15 protein-coding genes and 1 pseudogene are annotated in these 17,082 nt (G+C 34.1%); 12 read left to right on the top strand and 4 right to left on the bottom strand.

Annotated elements, in window-relative coordinates; all coding sequences use genetic code 11:
• The first annotated feature begins 308 nt into the window (after window positions 1-308).
• Window positions 309-2,819 carry an ATP-binding protein gene (locus tag BM371_RS05440; RefSeq protein WP_051882787.1) on the top strand — a complete coding sequence of 837 codons (2,511 nt, stop codon included), beginning with the start codon at window positions 309-311 and terminating at the stop codon, window positions 2,817-2,819.
• Between the two features lie 43 nt (window positions 2,820-2,862).
• Here the strand turns inward: BM371_RS05440 and BM371_RS05435 are convergent, their stop codons facing one another.
• The gene (locus tag BM371_RS05435; protein WP_051882786.1) at window positions 2,863-3,243 is read right to left on the bottom strand and encodes a response regulator transcription factor; all 381 of its coding nucleotides are present in this window, start codon (window positions 3,241-3,243) and stop codon (window positions 2,863-2,865) included.
• A 234-nt stretch (window positions 3,244-3,477) separates the two neighbouring features.
• Between BM371_RS05435 and BM371_RS20640 the strand changes: the two genes are divergently transcribed.
• Together BM371_RS20640 and BM371_RS20635 are read left to right on the top strand one after the other, a co-directional pair.
• Window positions 3,478-4,236, top strand: a complete 759-nt coding sequence (locus BM371_RS20640) for a Gfo/Idh/MocA family protein (protein ID WP_228376744.1) — start codon at window positions 3,478-3,480, stop codon at window positions 4,234-4,236.
• A pseudogene (locus BM371_RS20635) lies at window positions 4,212-4,808 on the top strand (Gfo/Idh/MocA family protein); the annotation flags it as partial. The gene BM371_RS20640 and the pseudogene BM371_RS20635, both read left to right, overlap by 25 nt.
• A gap of 71 nt (window positions 4,809-4,879) precedes the next feature.
• Here the strand turns inward: BM371_RS20635 and BM371_RS05425 are convergent.
• From BM371_RS05425 to BM371_RS05415, 3 genes are all read right to left on the bottom strand, one after another.
• On the bottom strand, window positions 4,880-5,155 hold the full coding sequence (locus BM371_RS05425; protein ID WP_034676636.1) for a DUF6520 family protein: 276 nt from the start codon (window positions 5,153-5,155) through the stop codon (window positions 4,880-4,882).
• Window positions 5,156-5,209: 54 nt separating this feature from the next.
• Window positions 5,210-6,700 (bottom strand): MauE/DoxX family redox-associated membrane protein, encoded by a 1,491-nt coding sequence (locus BM371_RS05420; protein WP_034676634.1) that lies wholly within the window; start codon window positions 6,698-6,700, stop codon window positions 5,210-5,212.
• 141 nt (window positions 6,701-6,841) lie between these two features.
• On the bottom strand, window positions 6,842-7,174 hold the full coding sequence (locus BM371_RS05415; protein WP_034676632.1) for a hypothetical protein: 333 nt from the start codon (window positions 7,172-7,174) through the stop codon (window positions 6,842-6,844).
• Between the two features lie 356 nt (window positions 7,175-7,530).
• On the opposite strand from BM371_RS05415, the gene BM371_RS05410 reads away from it, so the two are divergent.
• From BM371_RS05410 to BM371_RS05365, 9 genes are all read left to right on the top strand, one after another.
• Window positions 7,531-9,147, top strand: a complete 1,617-nt coding sequence (locus BM371_RS05410; RefSeq protein ID WP_165571778.1) for a helix-turn-helix domain-containing protein — start codon at window positions 7,531-7,533, stop codon at window positions 9,145-9,147.
• 244 nt (window positions 9,148-9,391) lie between these two features.
• Window positions 9,392-10,237, top strand: coding sequence for an RteC domain-containing protein (locus BM371_RS05405; RefSeq protein WP_034676628.1), 846 nt, complete (start codon window positions 9,392-9,394; stop codon window positions 10,235-10,237).
• Between the two features lie 832 nt (window positions 10,238-11,069).
• On the top strand, window positions 11,070-11,321 hold the full coding sequence (locus BM371_RS05395; RefSeq protein WP_034676624.1) for a DUF3853 family protein: 252 nt from the start codon (window positions 11,070-11,072) through the stop codon (window positions 11,319-11,321).
• Between the two features lies 1 nt (window position 11,322).
• The gene (locus BM371_RS05390) at window positions 11,323-11,973 is read left to right on the top strand and encodes a hypothetical protein (protein WP_034676622.1); all 651 of its coding nucleotides are present in this window, start codon (window positions 11,323-11,325) and stop codon (window positions 11,971-11,973) included.
• A 90-nt stretch (window positions 11,974-12,063) separates the two neighbouring features.
• Window positions 12,064-13,134: a hypothetical protein gene (locus BM371_RS05385; protein ID WP_228376743.1), complete on the top strand. Its 1,071-nt coding sequence runs from the start codon at window positions 12,064-12,066 to the stop codon at window positions 13,132-13,134.
• 404 nt (window positions 13,135-13,538) lie between these two features.
• Window positions 13,539-14,363, top strand: a complete 825-nt coding sequence (locus BM371_RS05380; RefSeq protein ID WP_034676618.1) for a toprim domain-containing protein — start codon at window positions 13,539-13,541, stop codon at window positions 14,361-14,363.
• Window positions 14,364-14,564: 201 nt separating this feature from the next.
• Window positions 14,565-15,035 (top strand): hypothetical protein, encoded by a 471-nt coding sequence (locus tag BM371_RS05375; protein WP_034676616.1) that lies wholly within the window; start codon window positions 14,565-14,567, stop codon window positions 15,033-15,035.
• On the top strand, window positions 15,036-16,034 hold the full coding sequence (locus BM371_RS05370; RefSeq protein ID WP_034676614.1) for a 4Fe-4S dicluster domain-containing protein: 999 nt from the start codon (window positions 15,036-15,038) through the stop codon (window positions 16,032-16,034).
• A 9-nt stretch (window positions 16,035-16,043) separates the two neighbouring features.
• Window positions 16,044-16,442 (top strand): hypothetical protein, encoded by a 399-nt coding sequence (locus tag BM371_RS05365; protein WP_131430941.1) that lies wholly within the window; start codon window positions 16,044-16,046, stop codon window positions 16,440-16,442.
• Window positions 16,443-17,082: the final 640 nt, after the last annotated feature.

Here is a 17,082-nt window from a genome sequence, read left to right as displayed (position 1 = left end):
TATCTTAGATGTTTGATTAAGAAAAGTCACTTATGAAATTTTCCGTTAAAATTTTTAGCATCTAAAAACTAAAAAGCCCCTGTATTTATTTACAGTGACTTCTGCAGAGAGGAGGAGGGATGATGTTTAACTTTAAGTTAGGAATATAACCAATTATAGCAGACGCTTTTTAGAGGTTCGCTTTAAGTGGTTTTTAGCCATGATTTTATCAAGTATTCATTACTCGTTGCTTTGGTGTCAATTGACTATTTATATTTTATATCTTTGTTCACTGGTTTTAAGTTAACAATAAAATTCAATACCTTTTAATGGCTGATATCAATTCGTTAGATGAGCAGTTGAGGCTTCAATCCCTTCGTTCTTACCAAATTCTGGATTCAGCTGAAGAAAAGAATTTTGATGACCTTACTGAGTTGGCAGCGTCTATTTGTAATACGCCCATTGCTTTAATTAGTTTTGTTGATGCAGACCGACAATGGTTTAAGTCTCATTATGGTCTTGATACGAGACAGACGGACCGTTGTCATTCATTCTGTTCGCATGCCATTGAACATCCTGACATTCTGATGCAGGTTGAAGATGCTTTGGCGGATCCTCGTTTCAGAGATAACGCGCTGGTTACAGGAAGTCCTGATATACGTTTCTATGCAGGTATGCCATTAGTTGATGAACAAGGTTATGCCTTAGGTTCCATTTGTGTTATTGATCATCAACCGAGAAAATTAAACGATGCACAACAAAAAGCACTTCGAACATTAGCCCGTCAGGTTATCGACAAGTTATCTCTTAAAAAAAGGGTGCATGAACTGGAATTGGCTCAAAAGGTTAATCTAATCCTCAAAGAAAATAACAGGAAAAGTGAAAGCAGTTTTAAAAACGTTATAGAGCAATCTCCTGCTGCTATTATTCTGTTTCGCGGTCCAGATTTGGTGATCGACACAGCCAATGCGCCTATGCTTGAGCTTCTCGATAAAAATTCTGACATTATTGGTCTGCCATTGCTTACTGCAATACCGGAACTTGAAGGACAGTCCGCTTACAATCTTTTATATGATATTTACCATTCCGGGAAACCTGTATATGGAAATGAAACCCCGGTCGAACTCAAGCGTAACGGACAAATCAAAACAGCCTATTTCAATTTTACCTACACCCCTTTGTATGAAGATGGAAAGATCGTGGGAATTATCGATATGGCTGTAGAAGTGACGGATCAGGTAAGGTCAAAATTAGCTTTACAACAGAATGAATATGAATTAAAAAGAAGAAATCAGGAGCTGATCACTTCTAATGAGGATCTCGTACAAGCCAATAAACGATTGCGTGAAGCAGAGGATAAATTAAAAAAAAGCAATATTGAACTTTTTCAAAGCAGGGACAGGCTGCAAACCATTCTTGATACGGTCGGCGAGGGGATTGGTATCACAGATGAGAATGGAAATATTGTCTATACCAATAAACAAAATCGCGAGATCTTCAAGGTGGATGAATTGAGCATGCTTACCCTGAAAAATTCTTCACCACAATGGAATAACAGAAAGCTTGACGGAACGCCGCTTCCTGATGATGAGCATCCTATAATAGTTGCTATTCGGACGGGTAAACCTGTAGAGAATTATGTTTTTTTAGTTGATAATTTACTGGGGGATTCGCTTTATTTGAGAATGAACTCGACTCCATTGAAAGATCATGACGGAAATATTATAGGAGCCATTGGAAGTTTTGCCGATATCACAGAGAGCTATTTACTGCATCAGGAGGTAATGGACAAAGAAGAATATTTAAGTATGGCTATTTCTTCTGCGAATTTAGGGACGTGGCGCATCAATGCAAAAACAAGAGAATTCACAGCATCTGCGCGTTTGAAAGAAATTTTCGGTTTTAGTGCAGACGAAGAAATGCAATACGATGCGACGGTAAATCAGATTGAAGATTCTCATCGCCAAAAAGTTGTTGAAGCAATTGATGCAGCGATAAATAAAGGTGTGCCATATGAACTAGAATATCCAATAAATTGTTTACCTGACAAAAAGCTTCGCTGGGTATATGCTACCGGAAAATTGTATCTGAATTCCGTAAACCCTGGGATTTCTCATTTTTCCGGAACAATTGCAGATATTACGGAAAGGAAGCTGGATGAGCAACGTAGAAGTGATTTTATAGGAATGGTGAGCCATGAGCTTCGTAATCCTCTGACCGCTATTCGTGGTTATACATACATCCTTGGTAAGAGAGCAGACAAAAATAATGATCATCTACTGTCTGAGACAGCATCCAAATTAACGAGACAAACAAAGCGTATGGATGCGATGATCAACGGATTTTTAGAAACAGCAAGATTAGGCGAGGGCAAGATTCAGCTTAATAAGACTAAATTTGATATAGCAGATCTTGTACGGATAGCTGAAGAAGAATCTTTGGCAACAATAACTTCACATAAAATTATCTTTGCACCTGTTGAATTTACTGCAGTTGAAGCCGATAGGGATAAGATTGAACAGGTACTTTTAAATTTTATTAATAATGCCGTTAAATATTCTCAATATGACACGGTGATCAATATTGCATGTGTAACGGAGAATAATTTAGCTTACGTATGCGTGACTGATCAGGGAATGGGCATTCCCCAAAAAGATCAGCCCTATATCTTTGACCGTTTTTATAGAGTTGAAAGTGAAGAAATGAAACACAAAAAAGGATTTGGAATCGGCCTCTATATTTGTAAAGAAATTATCGAAAGACATGCTGGCCAAATAGGGGTAAAGAGTAAGGAAGGACATGGAAGCACATTTTGGTTTACGTTACCCATTACCTCTTAATAAAAAAAGACTGTCAGAAAAGAATCTAATTGATTATTTTAAATTAAACTACCAAACCTAAATTTGCTTCGGAAGTTAAATTTTCAACTTTTGTAAGTATCTCAGAAAGGTCGAAAGGTTTGCTGATAAATGCATTTGGATTGCAGGTCTTTTCCAATTCTAATGCCTTAGCGTGCGCACTCATCATAATCACAGGAACGTGAGTGGTTGCAGGATGATTTTTTAATTGGTTGCAAACATCTGTTCCTATTCCATCGGGGAGCATAACATCCAGAATATAAACATCAGGTATTATGGTCAAATTTCTGCTGTTAAATTCTTTAATGTCAGCAAATGTTGAAACAAGGTAATTTTCAGATTCAAATAATATTTCCAATACTTCTCTGATACCAGCTTCATCTTCTAGGATAAAAACAGTTTTCATAATTTTGAGCCATTACTTCTAGGTTCTATAATCAGTGTCGTTTAAGGCTAAATTTTGTGTAGCAAAAATCATGCAAAAATTTACATGTCTTAATGTGCTGTCTTTTGATCGTTTGTTTTGATTATGGTCACAAATGTAGTGGCATTTTTATTGAATAAATCATAATGGCTACATAAAGTTACAAAAAGTGTAATCTCTGTGAATAGCTGAACACCATCACTTAATACTAAACCTATGAATTTTTCCAAAGATCTCATTAAAAAAACTCAATTGTCCAGAAAGGAATTTCTTAATTTAACTGGCAGGTCACTGGCTGGTGCTGCCGGAACACTTGCTTTAGCTCCGGTACTGTCAGCACACGTTTATGGGCAAGACCAAAAACAGGCGATATCACCCCCTGCAAAGATTCCATCTGATGTGGAAAAGCCCATCCTTCTGGAAGAATGGAAATCTGATTCAGACCAAAAGTCTGCTCCGACACCCACACCGCTTCCTCCTGATAGCCGACTTGGCTACGCAGTTGTTGGATTGGGACATTTGTCGCTAGAAGAAATATTACCGGCATTATCTAACTGCAAAAAATCAAAACTTATCGCTTTAGTCAGCGGAAGTCCTGATAAAATGAAAAAGGTGGCTGCTCAATATGGTATAAGTGATGAAAATTGCTACAGTTATCACACATTTGATCAGATTAAAAATAATAAAAACGTTGATGTCATCTACATCGTTTTACCCAATGGACTTCATAAAGAGTATGTGATCAGAAGTGCCCGCGCTGGTAAGCATATTCTATGTGAAAAGCCAATGGCAAATTCAGCTGCCGAATGTAGGGAAATGATTACAGAATGTGAAAAGGCAAATGTTAAGCTAATGATTGCATATCGTATCCACTACCAGCCGCATAATCGAAAGCTAAGGGAAATGTTGAAAAAAAAGAGTTTGGGCTTGCCAAATATGTTGAGGCTCATAACTCGCAAAGTACGGCAAATGTAGATCATTGGCGTCATAAAAAAGCTTTGGCAGGAGGTGGAGCGCTTCCCGATATTGGTCTGTATTGCCTCAATACGACACGATTTGTCCTAGGTCAAGAGCCTGTCAAGGTTTTTGCATATCAATACAGTACTCCGGGAAATCCATTATTCAAAGAGGTAGAGGAACTGGTCAGTTGGCAGATGCGTTTCCCAACTGGTATCATAGCAGGATGTGCAACCGATTATGATGTTCATGAAAGCAGACGATATAGAGTAAACTGTGAAAAGGGATGGATTGATCTTGACCAGGCTTACGCCTACAAAGGGCAACGTTTAAAAACATCGAAAGCAGACGGGATGATGAAGAGAAGTGAAGAAATAATACTTGCAGAGAACAATCAGTTCGGAGCAGAAATGGATCATTTTTCAGATTGTGTGATGAATGATAAAAAACCCTTTACACAGGGTGAAGAGGGACTTCAAGATCATATTATCATGGAAGCAATTTACCAATCTGCAAAGGAAGGTAAGCCTATAAAGATAAATGGTCTTGCTCAAATTAATAATTGGAGAGGTCCAGAGCCTGATTTATAATTTAAAACATGATTTTTTGCTTTATGGTGCAAATAAAAGAAGGACGTCTTGTGGACGCCCTTCAATTTTAATTAAGGCTGAATTTCATAGAGAAGTTCGCCACACATTGTTTCAGAACCAACTGCTCTTAACTGAACAGAAGGATCGGCGCTCCAAGTGCAGACATTTGCTGTGGCAACGGTACTGCAGTCTTTATCTGCATTGATACATTCAAACTGGCCTTCACCGTGGTTTACCAGACGGTAACCGGCTTCGATGGCTTGCTTGCTTTCTTTTACCATTTTGGTTGCAAAAGCTGACCCTGTGCCCATCAATATCAGGACTACAGGAAAAATGAACTTTTTCATAATAAAAAGGATTTGTATTGTTGCCTACTCTTGATAAAGGTTTTCGGCTTCCCCTTATTTTAAATATTTAAGGAGCGGTTGGTTTAATTGATACTGGATAAGTTGCTTTCCGGCTATGGCATATAAAAACTGATCGGTTGTAATGATATCGTTAACAGCAGTATCATTCCTATTTTCCAGGTACAGGCTCCCTATATATAGCTTTGAGTCAGTTTTATAAACATCAACTACTTTTGAATTTTTAAATCTTTTAGTGGATTCATATTTTCCTTTTAAGTATGACTGATTGAAAAGGAGTCCACGGTGAACAGTGGAAAAACCATTAACATTCAAAGGTGGCGCCTTCAACTTGTATTTACTGCCCTCAAGTTCTATGAGCTTAATCTGTGCGATGCTTACCGTATCTATCGTATTTAACCTTTGCTTTACCTTAAAAGTTGAGTCGGCAACAATAAATTCGTTTCTGTAACGGTATGTGTAAATAATGTTTCCATTTTCGCTGTCAACACTAAGCGCACCATCGCTGTCAAAAACACCGTCTGTCTGCTTACGAAGAAAGCTGGGCCATAATTCCACCTTGTTTTTTTGCAAACCGGTACGAAGTGAAGCTATAAGTAAATTCTTAGTTTTACTGCTCTGTGTTCTCAGTACAAATGAATTGTAATTGTTGATGACATCCAGCTGCGAGAAATATGCATCATTAAGGCTGATGGTTTGTGGTTTCGAACTGCTTAGCAAACCTCTCTTAATAATTGGAACTGTCCCGTCGTAAATGTAATAGTATTTGCCTGCTACCTTTGTTTCAAGCTTTCGATAGGGAAATTCCTTTATATCCAGCTCTATATTAATTTTCTTTTTTATAACCATTGCGGAATCAATCACCAGGATTTGCTGCGGAAATTTGATGTTTCCCAGATAAATATTTTTATCATCAGCGCCCGCAATATAATAGTATGGATTATCCAGACTTGATATTTTCTTTTCAATAATAGGATGCATTAAGTATCTTCTGGTAAAATTGTTGTCCTGTTTGATAATTTCTTCCGAGTTTATATAAAGTATATATACTAAGAAGCAACATAGTACATTGGATAAAAATAATAAAGCAGTGATACTTAGTTTTGAAAACCCGGTATTATTATCGGCAATAAATACTGCAGTTATACCCAGAATTACACATAACAAATTGAAAACTAAATGTTCTGTCCAACCTAGACTTTCAAGTATGCCACCACATGAACAAGGTACAAAATCACTATAGTTTAAAATCAAGAAGATGTACATCGTGAATGCTGACATTAGTGCTGTTGACGAATACAAACCAATTGATCGTGACTTCCTAGTCGATAAAAATATGACAATCAGAATCTCACAAATGATGACCCCATATGATATTGCCCCTGCATAGGCACTCAAAAGTGGAGATTGTCCGATTTGAACCTGAAAGTTTTCAAAATCTATCATTTTACTGATGGCAGCATAGCAAAACAGCAGTATGAAAAAATAGCTTGTACATTCTACGAGTTTTAATTTGAAGGTTTTCATTGGCGTTAATTTTATCCGTTTTTTACCAATATCCATTTGACTTTTTTTCCACAATACTCAGGCATCTGTTCTCCTTTTGATACGAAGATTGTCGTAGAAATTGAACCAGAAGTTTCATATTCGCCGCTCATCGTACAAAGTTCACCGGATTGCAGTACTATATTTTTTCTTGATGTTCTCATCAAACTTTATTTCATTAAAATTTAATTGATACTGAACGCTGTCGGTAGCAATCCTCCAATGCTGCTTGTCCCTTCTGGGTTCGTCATCATCTCCGGTGTCCAGATTATTTAGGTCTGAAATTTCAGGGGTTGACGATTCCTGTCTGGCCGAAGGTGTAAAGTTGTTATATGAAATACTCCCATTAGGTGTAGGTTTTAAATTCTCGATTTCAGCGTCCAGATCGGATGATCTCTCGCATGATGTTATAATTAATACAGATAATAAATTAAAAATTGAGATATACTTTTTCATGATGTTTTAAATGATTGTTAAAAGTTATCCCGGCCAGGTTGTTTAGAATTCTGCTTCGAAATTATGGCTATCACCAATTGCAAAAAAGGAAATGTAGGGTTCTAAGATCAATAATGTTGTAATAAATGATCTTTCATTCCCATGTTTTAACGCTTTATATATTTGATATTGAGTAACTTATGTTATTATTGTTCGTCGATAAATTAAATTCGTGTTTAATTTTTCCAATTTTGCTAATTTTGAGCTTACCCAATCACATGCGGACTATTAACCTTTTTATATTCGTCATAATCTACTTTTCTGTATCCTTTGTCAAAGCTCAGGAAATCAATTATTCTTATAAAAAACTTTCATCATTGATAAATGCATATGCTGAGAATGATGAGAGGGCGATGGTTTTTGTAAACATGTATATTGATAAGGCAAAAAAAGAAAGCAACGATTTAAAAATTATTGCAGGTTATGAAGAAGCTGTATATTATTCACGAAATCCTCAACGAAAGTTAATCTACGCTGACAGTGCTGTAATTATTTCAAAAAGAATTAATAATGATGATCAAATAGCCAGAGCTCAATTGGGAAAAGGTATTATCTACTATTATAATATCAGAAATTTCAAAAAAGCGCTTGAGCAATACATCATTGCTTTTAAGTCCTCAAAATATTCCAAGGATGCCTATCTGAAAAACAAGGTTGTTTATCACTTGGGTGTGGTGAAGAGCTATCTCGGTTACTACGATGAATCAATAGTACATTTTACGGGGACTGCCAATTTTTTTGAAATGTCGATGAACAAAAAAAGCATTCATGAAAATATCAGACTTAACAACGAGTCCGGATATCTCAATAGCATTTACCGTTTGAGTAAGTCGTATTCGAAGATGGGATTATATGAGAAGGAAGATTCCTTAATTGATTTAGGACTTGAAAAAATAAAATCCCCTGATCAGCATTCGCTTGAATATGGATATTTTCAAAAGGGTAGAGGAATACAATTATTAAGGGAAGACCATCCCGATGCCGCACTAAAACATTTGATTTTATCAAGAGACATATTGGCAAATAAACAGGATTTTGCTTCTCTCGCAACCGTCAATTTCTATCTGGGTAAACTATACTGGAAAAAAGGAAATCGAAAAAAATCGTTACAATACCTTCTGAAAGTTGATTCGCTAGTCAATACATATCATTTCATAACACCGGAAATTAGATCTTCCTATGAGTATCTTATTAATCATTCAAAGCAAAGTAAAAATGAATCTGATCAGCTTTACTTTACGAATCAGCTGCTTAAAGCTGATTCAATTATAAATGCAGATTTTGCAAAACTCTCTTCAAAAATAAAATATGAATATGATACAGATAGATTGAATGATGAAAAGCGTTCACTTCTAAGAAAGCATACGATCTCGCGTCTTACAATTATTGGCGTAATTTTTTTGGCATCAGTCTCAATTCTTTATTTGTTCTATCACTTTAGACAAAAGGAGAGAAGCCTGAATAAGAAATATCAGCAATTAATGCTTAGCTATAAAAACAGTTCCGAGGAGTTTCACAGTAAAGTTGAATCTTTTGATGAACATGTTAAAAATCTTTATACTGCAGAACAAATTGAAGAAGTAAAACAAAACCTCATTGTATTTGAAAAAAAACAGCAGTTTATTAAAAAAGGACTTAAGCTTCCAGATGTAGCAGCCATAATAGGAACAAACCGTTCTCAGCTGTCCTATGTGCTCAATGAGCATCTTCATATCAATTTTCCGGACTATCTGAAAAAATTAAGGATCAACTACATCATGAATTTAATGCTGAACGATAAAAAATATCTTCGATATAATATAGAGAGTTTGGCCGACCAATGTGGAATGTCTAACAGACAAGTTTTCTCAAAGCATTTTCTTGAAGTCACCGGAATGCGGCCGACAGACTTTATCCGTAAAAGGCTGGAAGAACTTAAATCTAAAAATAATTAATTTTTCAATTGTTATTGTTTTTTTTTGCTACAGTCTCCTTATCTGTTATAGCTGTTCTTTGGATGACGATAAACCACTCTGGGAATTCGTGATAAACCAATTTAAAAATTCTTTCATCATGAAATATCCATTCTGCGGATGACTTCAATTAATAACATCATTAACAAATAAGCTACTTCAAATGCTCAATCAATTGGTAAATTTTCTTAAAATGCGATTTTTTATACATATAAAATATTAGCACATGAACCAAAAAGATTTTAAAACAGAAATTGAAAAATTGTGGAAGGATTTAAATGCACACATTGATTTTATTAATCGGGCAAAAACAAATATCATTGACATCGCAGAAGAGATTCTTATGGAAACAGATGCTACAGTCAGAAATCTTAAAAAGCTGGTATCTCAATATACATTTACAGACTGGCGTGATGAGATTAACTTTTTTAAAAACACTAAACCTAAATTTGTTTCTGTTTATATTTATTATTCAAGGATCTTAGGAATCGAAAGTTCAAAACCTTATGCTGACCCTTCTGTGCTTATTTCTTATTATGAGAAGGAGAGATCAAATCTAATGTACTTTTACGAGGAGAATAGAGACTTTATAAGTTATTACAGGCGTAATGCAAGCTATCTGGATAAGAAGTATTTTGTAAGGTTTAAATTTGATTTTAAATTGAAGCTCAGCGCTGAGTTTTATAATTACGATCAGGATTTTTCAACTTCTCATGATCATTGTGTCTCACAGATTTTAGCGAACGACTTGCTTGATCAGTACCTCGCCTCAAAAATTAATTCCGATCTCACCATTGAAAAGAAAGTTTTTCAAAATAGTCCTTTAGAATGGACTGCGCCAAAAGTTGCGCTCACTGAATTATTATTCGCATTGTATCAAACAAAATGTTTTAATGCCGGTCAATGTGAGATTTCTGATGTCTTTCGATGGGCAGAGACTGCACTTGACATCAATTTGGGGAATTTTCATAAGACGTTAGCAGAAATACGGATAAGAAAAAACTACCGGACAAGGTTTCTCGATTTAATTCAACAGAATATGCAACAGTATCTGGAAAGTTCCGATGAATAAACTATCGGAGTTATCTGTACTCTTTTTCTCGGTAGTGGTTCGTTATTACCGAGAAAATTTTTGATTTAAGAAATTAATATGCTTTTCTCAACTCCGGGATAATGCACAATTACTGTATTACAAATGATTTTCGATTTTTCATGACTTTGTCAGTTTTGACTGTTTATTGCAAGTATATCATATTTACATGATTGGAATCTGCTGAATGGAAGAAGACTTTAATTGAGCTGCTGAATTTTTATAGTGGTAAACAATCTATTTCAAAACGTTTTTAGTAAAATTTAAATAAATCGTTCGGTAGCAACGAAGAACTACCGAAATTAAACGTATTTCAATTTGGAAATTTGTCAGACAAACAATTTCTTAATTATGTTACAATCAATTTTAATAAAACACGATACTCTGTACTACAGCTTCGAATTGCAGCCAGCAGACAAAACTTTTCTTATTGGTCATTTATTGAAAGAGTTCAGCGCATTGCATTATTTGTAAATTATATTAGCATGACGAAGATCGAAAAAAGCATAGTCTTTTTTGAAAAGGTTTTCAGGGATGACCAACTAAATACTTCTCATATCAGCCTTTGTGTTGCTTTGTTTCAAATATGGGAAAAAAGTAGATTTCAAAATCCTTATAGAATTTATCGAAATCAACTCATGAAACTAGCCAGAATAAAATCTATTGCTACCTATCATAAATGTATAAAAGACTTAGTGTTTTACAGAGTTATTATCTACTATCCCAGTTACAATTCTCATAAGGGAACTTTTATAGAAATAATTGACGTGGCAGAATGAAAAGATTGATTATAAAACAAAGTTAAAAGTATCACATGAAAAATATTGACCCTAAAACACCTATTTGGCAGCTTACCGTTGAGGAGTTTCTTGAAATATGTAGAGGTGGTGGCTCTGAAAAAAAATATGAGTACGGACTTAAAGGATTAGCGAAGATTCTAGGGTGTTCCGTATCCAAAGCTTCAGAGGTAAAGTCATCAGGGATTCTTGATGATGCAATTATTCAGAATGGAAACATCATCATTATCGACAAGGAAATGGCTTTAAAGCTTTTTGGAAAAAAATAACATGTATTACATCGAGTTGATTCAGCGATTTTGGGAATATAATGATAGGAGTTCAGTTGGTGCAACTGCTACTGCTATGTATTTGTTCTTGCTTAAAAATGCTTTTGAAAATGAAAGATATGACTTTAGTATTTCTGATGTTACTGTAAGCAACAAACTTTCTTTGACACGAAAAACAGTAAAGGTTACTAAAGAGAAGCTTCAAACAATGGGATTGATAAGTTTCAACAACAGAAATGGGGTTCCATGCTCCTACAGGTTATTGTTGAATTATCCGTTGCCTAAAGTTCAGAAGAATGTTGAATTGAGTACTGCTGTGGCAAAGAACATTTTTAATGATAGAGTGGAGACAATGAGCGTAATGCTTACAGATAATATACCAAACTATGATGTGTTTTTGGAATATGCAGGAAAACTTGAAACATACAGCTCCGTACTTCAACCTTATATAAAAGAAAAATATAAACTTTGGATCGACAATGGCTGGAAGAACAACTTTAACCGACCGATTACTGATTGGAGGGCCTCATTGAAAAGCGCAATCCCATTTTTAAAAGAGTCGTTGCAAAAGAGTTTTTTAAACGAAAGAATACCAGATATCAAGCATCCGAGATTAACATTGAAGAATACTGAAACCAAGAATGATACTTGAGAGATCGATTGTCTTATGAGTTAAAGTTATGATCATTTTTTTTTGGTCAAAATATAGAATAAAATAGTGAACTCAAATAAAAATTTTAGATTGGTTAGAAAAACCTTTGAAGAGAAAAGCGAACGAATATTAGAAAAGATCCGTCTCGGAAATTCTTTTGTTGATGACTTTATTTTTGAAGAGCAGGAAGCTGCGGATATTCCCATAAATGCTCTTAGAATCATATTTAATATAATTTCAATTATCAGCAGCGAGCAGTTCCGTCCTGAAGATAGACCTAAGCAGCTATCATTGTTTAATGAAGAATTTGAGACAGAGAACAATATTTTTGCATCAATTAAAATCCGAAACAGTAAAGTATCACCAAGCGGTTCCACTAAGCAGGTTATTGATGCGTATGAGTTCCTTGCAAAATATAAGATGAGCTGGTACAAATCAGTGAATTCAAAAGGAAAGGAAATCAAAACATTTGGAGGGCTGATTTCTACTCCTAGTTATGATCAGAGAGGCTATACTACTTTTTTAATCAGCAGTTATTGGTTAAGAAAATTAATCGTAATTCCAGAGTATAATTATGTGCTGTATAATCTTGTGTACAATATAAGTAACAATAAGCATGTCATTTTTGCAATTTGGCTTTCGAAGATACCTTTATCAGGAACTGCATTAAAGCTTTCTACATTCAACAGGAAGTTCGGATTGAATTACAAGACTCCCAATGATTTTTGTTTTAAGTTTCTGAAGCCTGCAAGAATCAGTCTGAATCAATTTAATAACCTTTCGTTTCATTACAAGTACCGTGCTGATTTGATTTACATCATTCCCTATCAAACAAATTCTATTCCGGATGAAAGCCTGGTGACTAGTATTTCGGAAAAGTCAAAAGTTACTAGAAGGTTGAATTACTTCAGAAAAAGGTATTGTTTAGAGGAAGAGGATATTGTTCAATTTACTTATCAATACAGGAATATTCCTCAAACCAGAGAGATGATTGAAAGGTGTTTTAATGCTTTTTTGAAAGATTGCAGATTGAATAGATTGAAGTCGACTGATGTAAACGGTATAGATTTCCTGAAAAAGATTCAGGAATATATTATTCTTCATTACAGAAATACAAAGATGGGGGAGCTGCTTCCCAATGGTTACCCGCTTATTATTTAAATCGGATTTGAGCTCATTTGTTTTTCGGAATTGTACTCATCTGCATTTCGGAATGACACTCTCTGATGTTAAATATGGAGTAGATTGGAAACATTTTAAACTGACTGTTCGGAATTGCACTCCTTTTGTAAACTTTCGGACTGGAATTGTGAAAAACTTATCATTATTAATAGACTGAAGTCGGACTTGTACTCATCTGATTTGAGCGGAAAAATCGGAATTGAACTCATTTAAATTTCGGAATTATGCTCATGCATCTTTCGGATTTGTGCTCATTGGAAATATTTATATTATGTTTTTAATAGAGGGCTAGCGATAATTATTAAAAGTGTTAGTAAAAAGAAATGAAACTTTATTTTTTTTAAAAAGAATGGAAGTGAAAAAATTGCTTTAAAAGAAAAAAAATGAATTGCGAAGAAGCAAAACAAACGATTAGTATCAGAGTAGTCTTGGAATCATTTAATTTGTTTCCTATAAAGGATAATCAAAGGACGGCTTTTTACTTTGCACTTGACCGAGAGGAGAGAACACCAAGTTTATCAGTGGACTTTATTAAAAATAAAGCATTTGATTTTGGTACCGGGAAGAGTTACGATGTGATTTCTATTGTCCAGCAAATCAATCAATGTTCTGTTGCAGATGCTTTGAAATACTTAGCAACAAAGCTTGATTTTTCTATTCAGAATGTGCAGCCTCAGCAAAATTTGGAATATGAAATCTTAAAGGTGAGTGAAATTCGACACTTTGCACTAATTCAGTATTTAATAACCCGAAGGGTTTATGAACAAAAGGATTTGGTAAAAGAGATTCATTATGAAATGTATGGAAAAAAATATTTTGGAATAGGCTTTATAAATGATTCTGGCGGTTTTGAGGTACGAAATAAGTTTTCTAAAATATGTGTGGGTAAAAAAGACGTTACGTGGATTAAAAGTGAAATAAACAACTCTAATGAAGTTGCAATATTTGAAGGCTTTTTTGATTATCTTACTTTTAGAAAGATGCAAAAACACCAAAATTCAGATTATTTGATTCTGAATTCTACATCAATGCTTTTTAAAATTGAAAATGATCTGGATAAGTATCATAAAATATCTTTGTTTTTGGATAATGATAAGAACGGAAATTTTGCTAAAACAAAAATTCAAAATGTTTTTATGAATGCAGAAGACTGTTCTTTAATTTATGAGGGATATAATGATTTGAATGAATGGTATTGTAAGGATTAATAAAATTACAATATGGTATGTAAATATTATTTGAGATTAATAAAAAACAATCGATAAATAAAATTATTTAAATTTTGTTATCAATATAAGTTTACATCTAGTGAATTAAATTATCTATGTAATCACTTAAAATAATATACTTTTTGTTAATATTAATACTTTTTTATGTGAATTAATTTTTTTTAGGAAATAATTTTATGTATGTTTGTTGCTTGTATGACTAGGGAAGAATTTATCACACGCTCAATCAAAGCATCTATTTTTTTAGCTGGAGGATCTTTATTAGTTTCTTGTCTCAATGAGGATAGAGATTTTATCAATACTGGGTTTGATAACTCACATATTAAAAATTTAATCCAACCAATTTATCTGGTAAGCGAAAATCTAGATGTTAATGCAGTAAAAGCTGAATCTGCATTTCTATTAAGTAAATGGACTGTCGTGAAGGAGCTGATAACGTATGGCTATATAACATCAAGCCAGATGATACCAGAGAATATTGTGTTTAATTCAAAATTTAAAATTGTGCGTCTGAATGAACATCAATCTTGTATAATCTTTAATCGTCCAATTAGGACTTATCTTCCTAATACATTTAGGGGCATTGAATATCGTTATACAATTTATGAAGAGTTAAGGGAGAAATTTTTAGAGAAAAAGGTCGTTTTTTAGATGTCGTATAATGATGTAAATGATGTGATCAGCTATAATGCTGAGGCCTGCATCGGATGTAATTTCTGCACGGAAGTTTGTGTCGTTGATGCTATTACAGTCAAAAAAAGTTGGCTTGAGGTTGGTGGCGGAACAGGAGGACCGCTTTATGGTCCAACACATATAAAAATGTTTATTGATCCTGATGAATGTATCGGAAGTGGAATATGTGCAAGTGTATGTCCTACCTATGCTATTATTGCACATAAGCAAGATAGTGGAACGAACCCGCCAGGCGGTACAGCAGGTGGTGGAGGTGGTAGTTCTTCACCACCTGATGATCCAAATGATCCTGACGATCCTTGTGAAAAAACTAAAGCGGCAACGTCATTAGCAACTGCATTAGCTAATGAAAGTAAATTTAAACAAGGTCTAAACGACGTGAAAATTCTTGATGGTAAAGAACATGGAGTAGTATTTGGCAGTGTAAACGGAGTTTTTGAATCAACTGCAGTACAGCATGGCTCAGCTCATTCTGTCAATTTACAACACTCATATAATCTTCCGGTAGCTAGTCTTCATTACCACACAAACAATAATCATCCTAGCTCTGTTGGAGACATATATTCATTGATAGGTGCTTACAATGATTTTAATTCTTACAGTACTTTTTACATAACATCACCAAACGGCTCTGTATATGCGATAGCAGTTACCGATCCATCAGCAATGTCTCAATTTTTGACAGATTATCCTCCATCTTATTCAATCAATCCAGATGGTTCAACTGCTGTAAATTTTCCACAACCGTTAAATGATCTGTACCATGATGTAGCTTTTGACTATAATTCTAACACACAAGTTAGTTATGAAGTTGCGATGGCATATATGTTGGACACATATAATGTTGGAATAGCTCTAATGAAAATGGATTCGTCTGGAAACTTTCAAAAATTGGGAACAAATAAAAGTACGGCTGCAGATGGAAGTCCAAAATATGAACAAACTAAATGTCCATGATTTAAAACTATGAGATCAATATTAATTATCTTTTCGCTTCTTTCTTCCTTGTTATTTTATTCACAAGAGCTAGATCTTAATGGTAAAATACAAATAGAAAAAGTAAAGAAATCTTCCAAATTATACGAAGGGCTAAGTATAAATAAATTTCTTGATAGTATTCCAAATATTAAAATGTTGAGAATAATCCCGAATATGCCACAGGACAGTTACAGTACATTTATTTTTGGCTTTACTGATAACAAGACCTTTAGCAAAGCTGAAAAAAAGGATAGAGTTACAATTGTTGTTGATGGTAGTAATTTGACTGATAAGCTAATGCCCGCTGAACTCTATAAAATTGATACTGATAAAAACGAAGTTAAACGAAAATTTGGCAATTTGAGGGTTGTTTCTATTAGCCGATAATTTACAATAAGTAATTTGTCTTACAGTGATCTGTTGTAATATCGTAGATTTGAAATTAAAAATGATGATCTAAAAGCATACTTTCATTAATATGAACTGGCCACTATTTAAGAAACCAAATTTTTATACATGGCATATTGTATTTTCATATAATACTTATTCTCTAATGTTAAATTTACCAATACTGCGTACCTTCAAAGAGTTTTGATGTTTTTTTGCTATACCTTCGAAGATAGTTTTTAGCAAAGTTGGTAGTTTATATTATTCAATAGACAAATTCGATTCTTTACATTATGAAATAAATCTTGATACTGCATCATCTCGCTATTTTCTTTACCATTTCAAGATAATTGTTTTTACAACTACTTCTTTTTTCAAGATTTAGAATTAGTCTGAACTTTCTTATTATGAACATCTAGAGCTTCCCACCTTTACAAATTAAAACTCATAGTGTTTTCTATTTCCGTAACATCACGATCCATAGATTTATCGGATTTTTCATTTGATCATCTCCTTAACAATGTACATATTTCTTTAATAGGATCCATTGCGTTATGTGATTAACCAACTAATTTTTATCGACCTGTGTAAAATAGAGGTGGGTTTTTATTGACCTACGTAATAAAATCCAAAGCATAAG

It is taken from the genome of Chryseobacterium formosense (genome assembly GCF_900116415.1).
Taxonomy (GTDB): domain Bacteria; phylum Bacteroidota; class Bacteroidia; order Flavobacteriales; family Weeksellaceae; genus Chryseobacterium; species Chryseobacterium formosense.
Note: the sequence above shows the minus strand (reverse complement) of the source record. Positions and strands in the feature narration are given on the sequence as shown.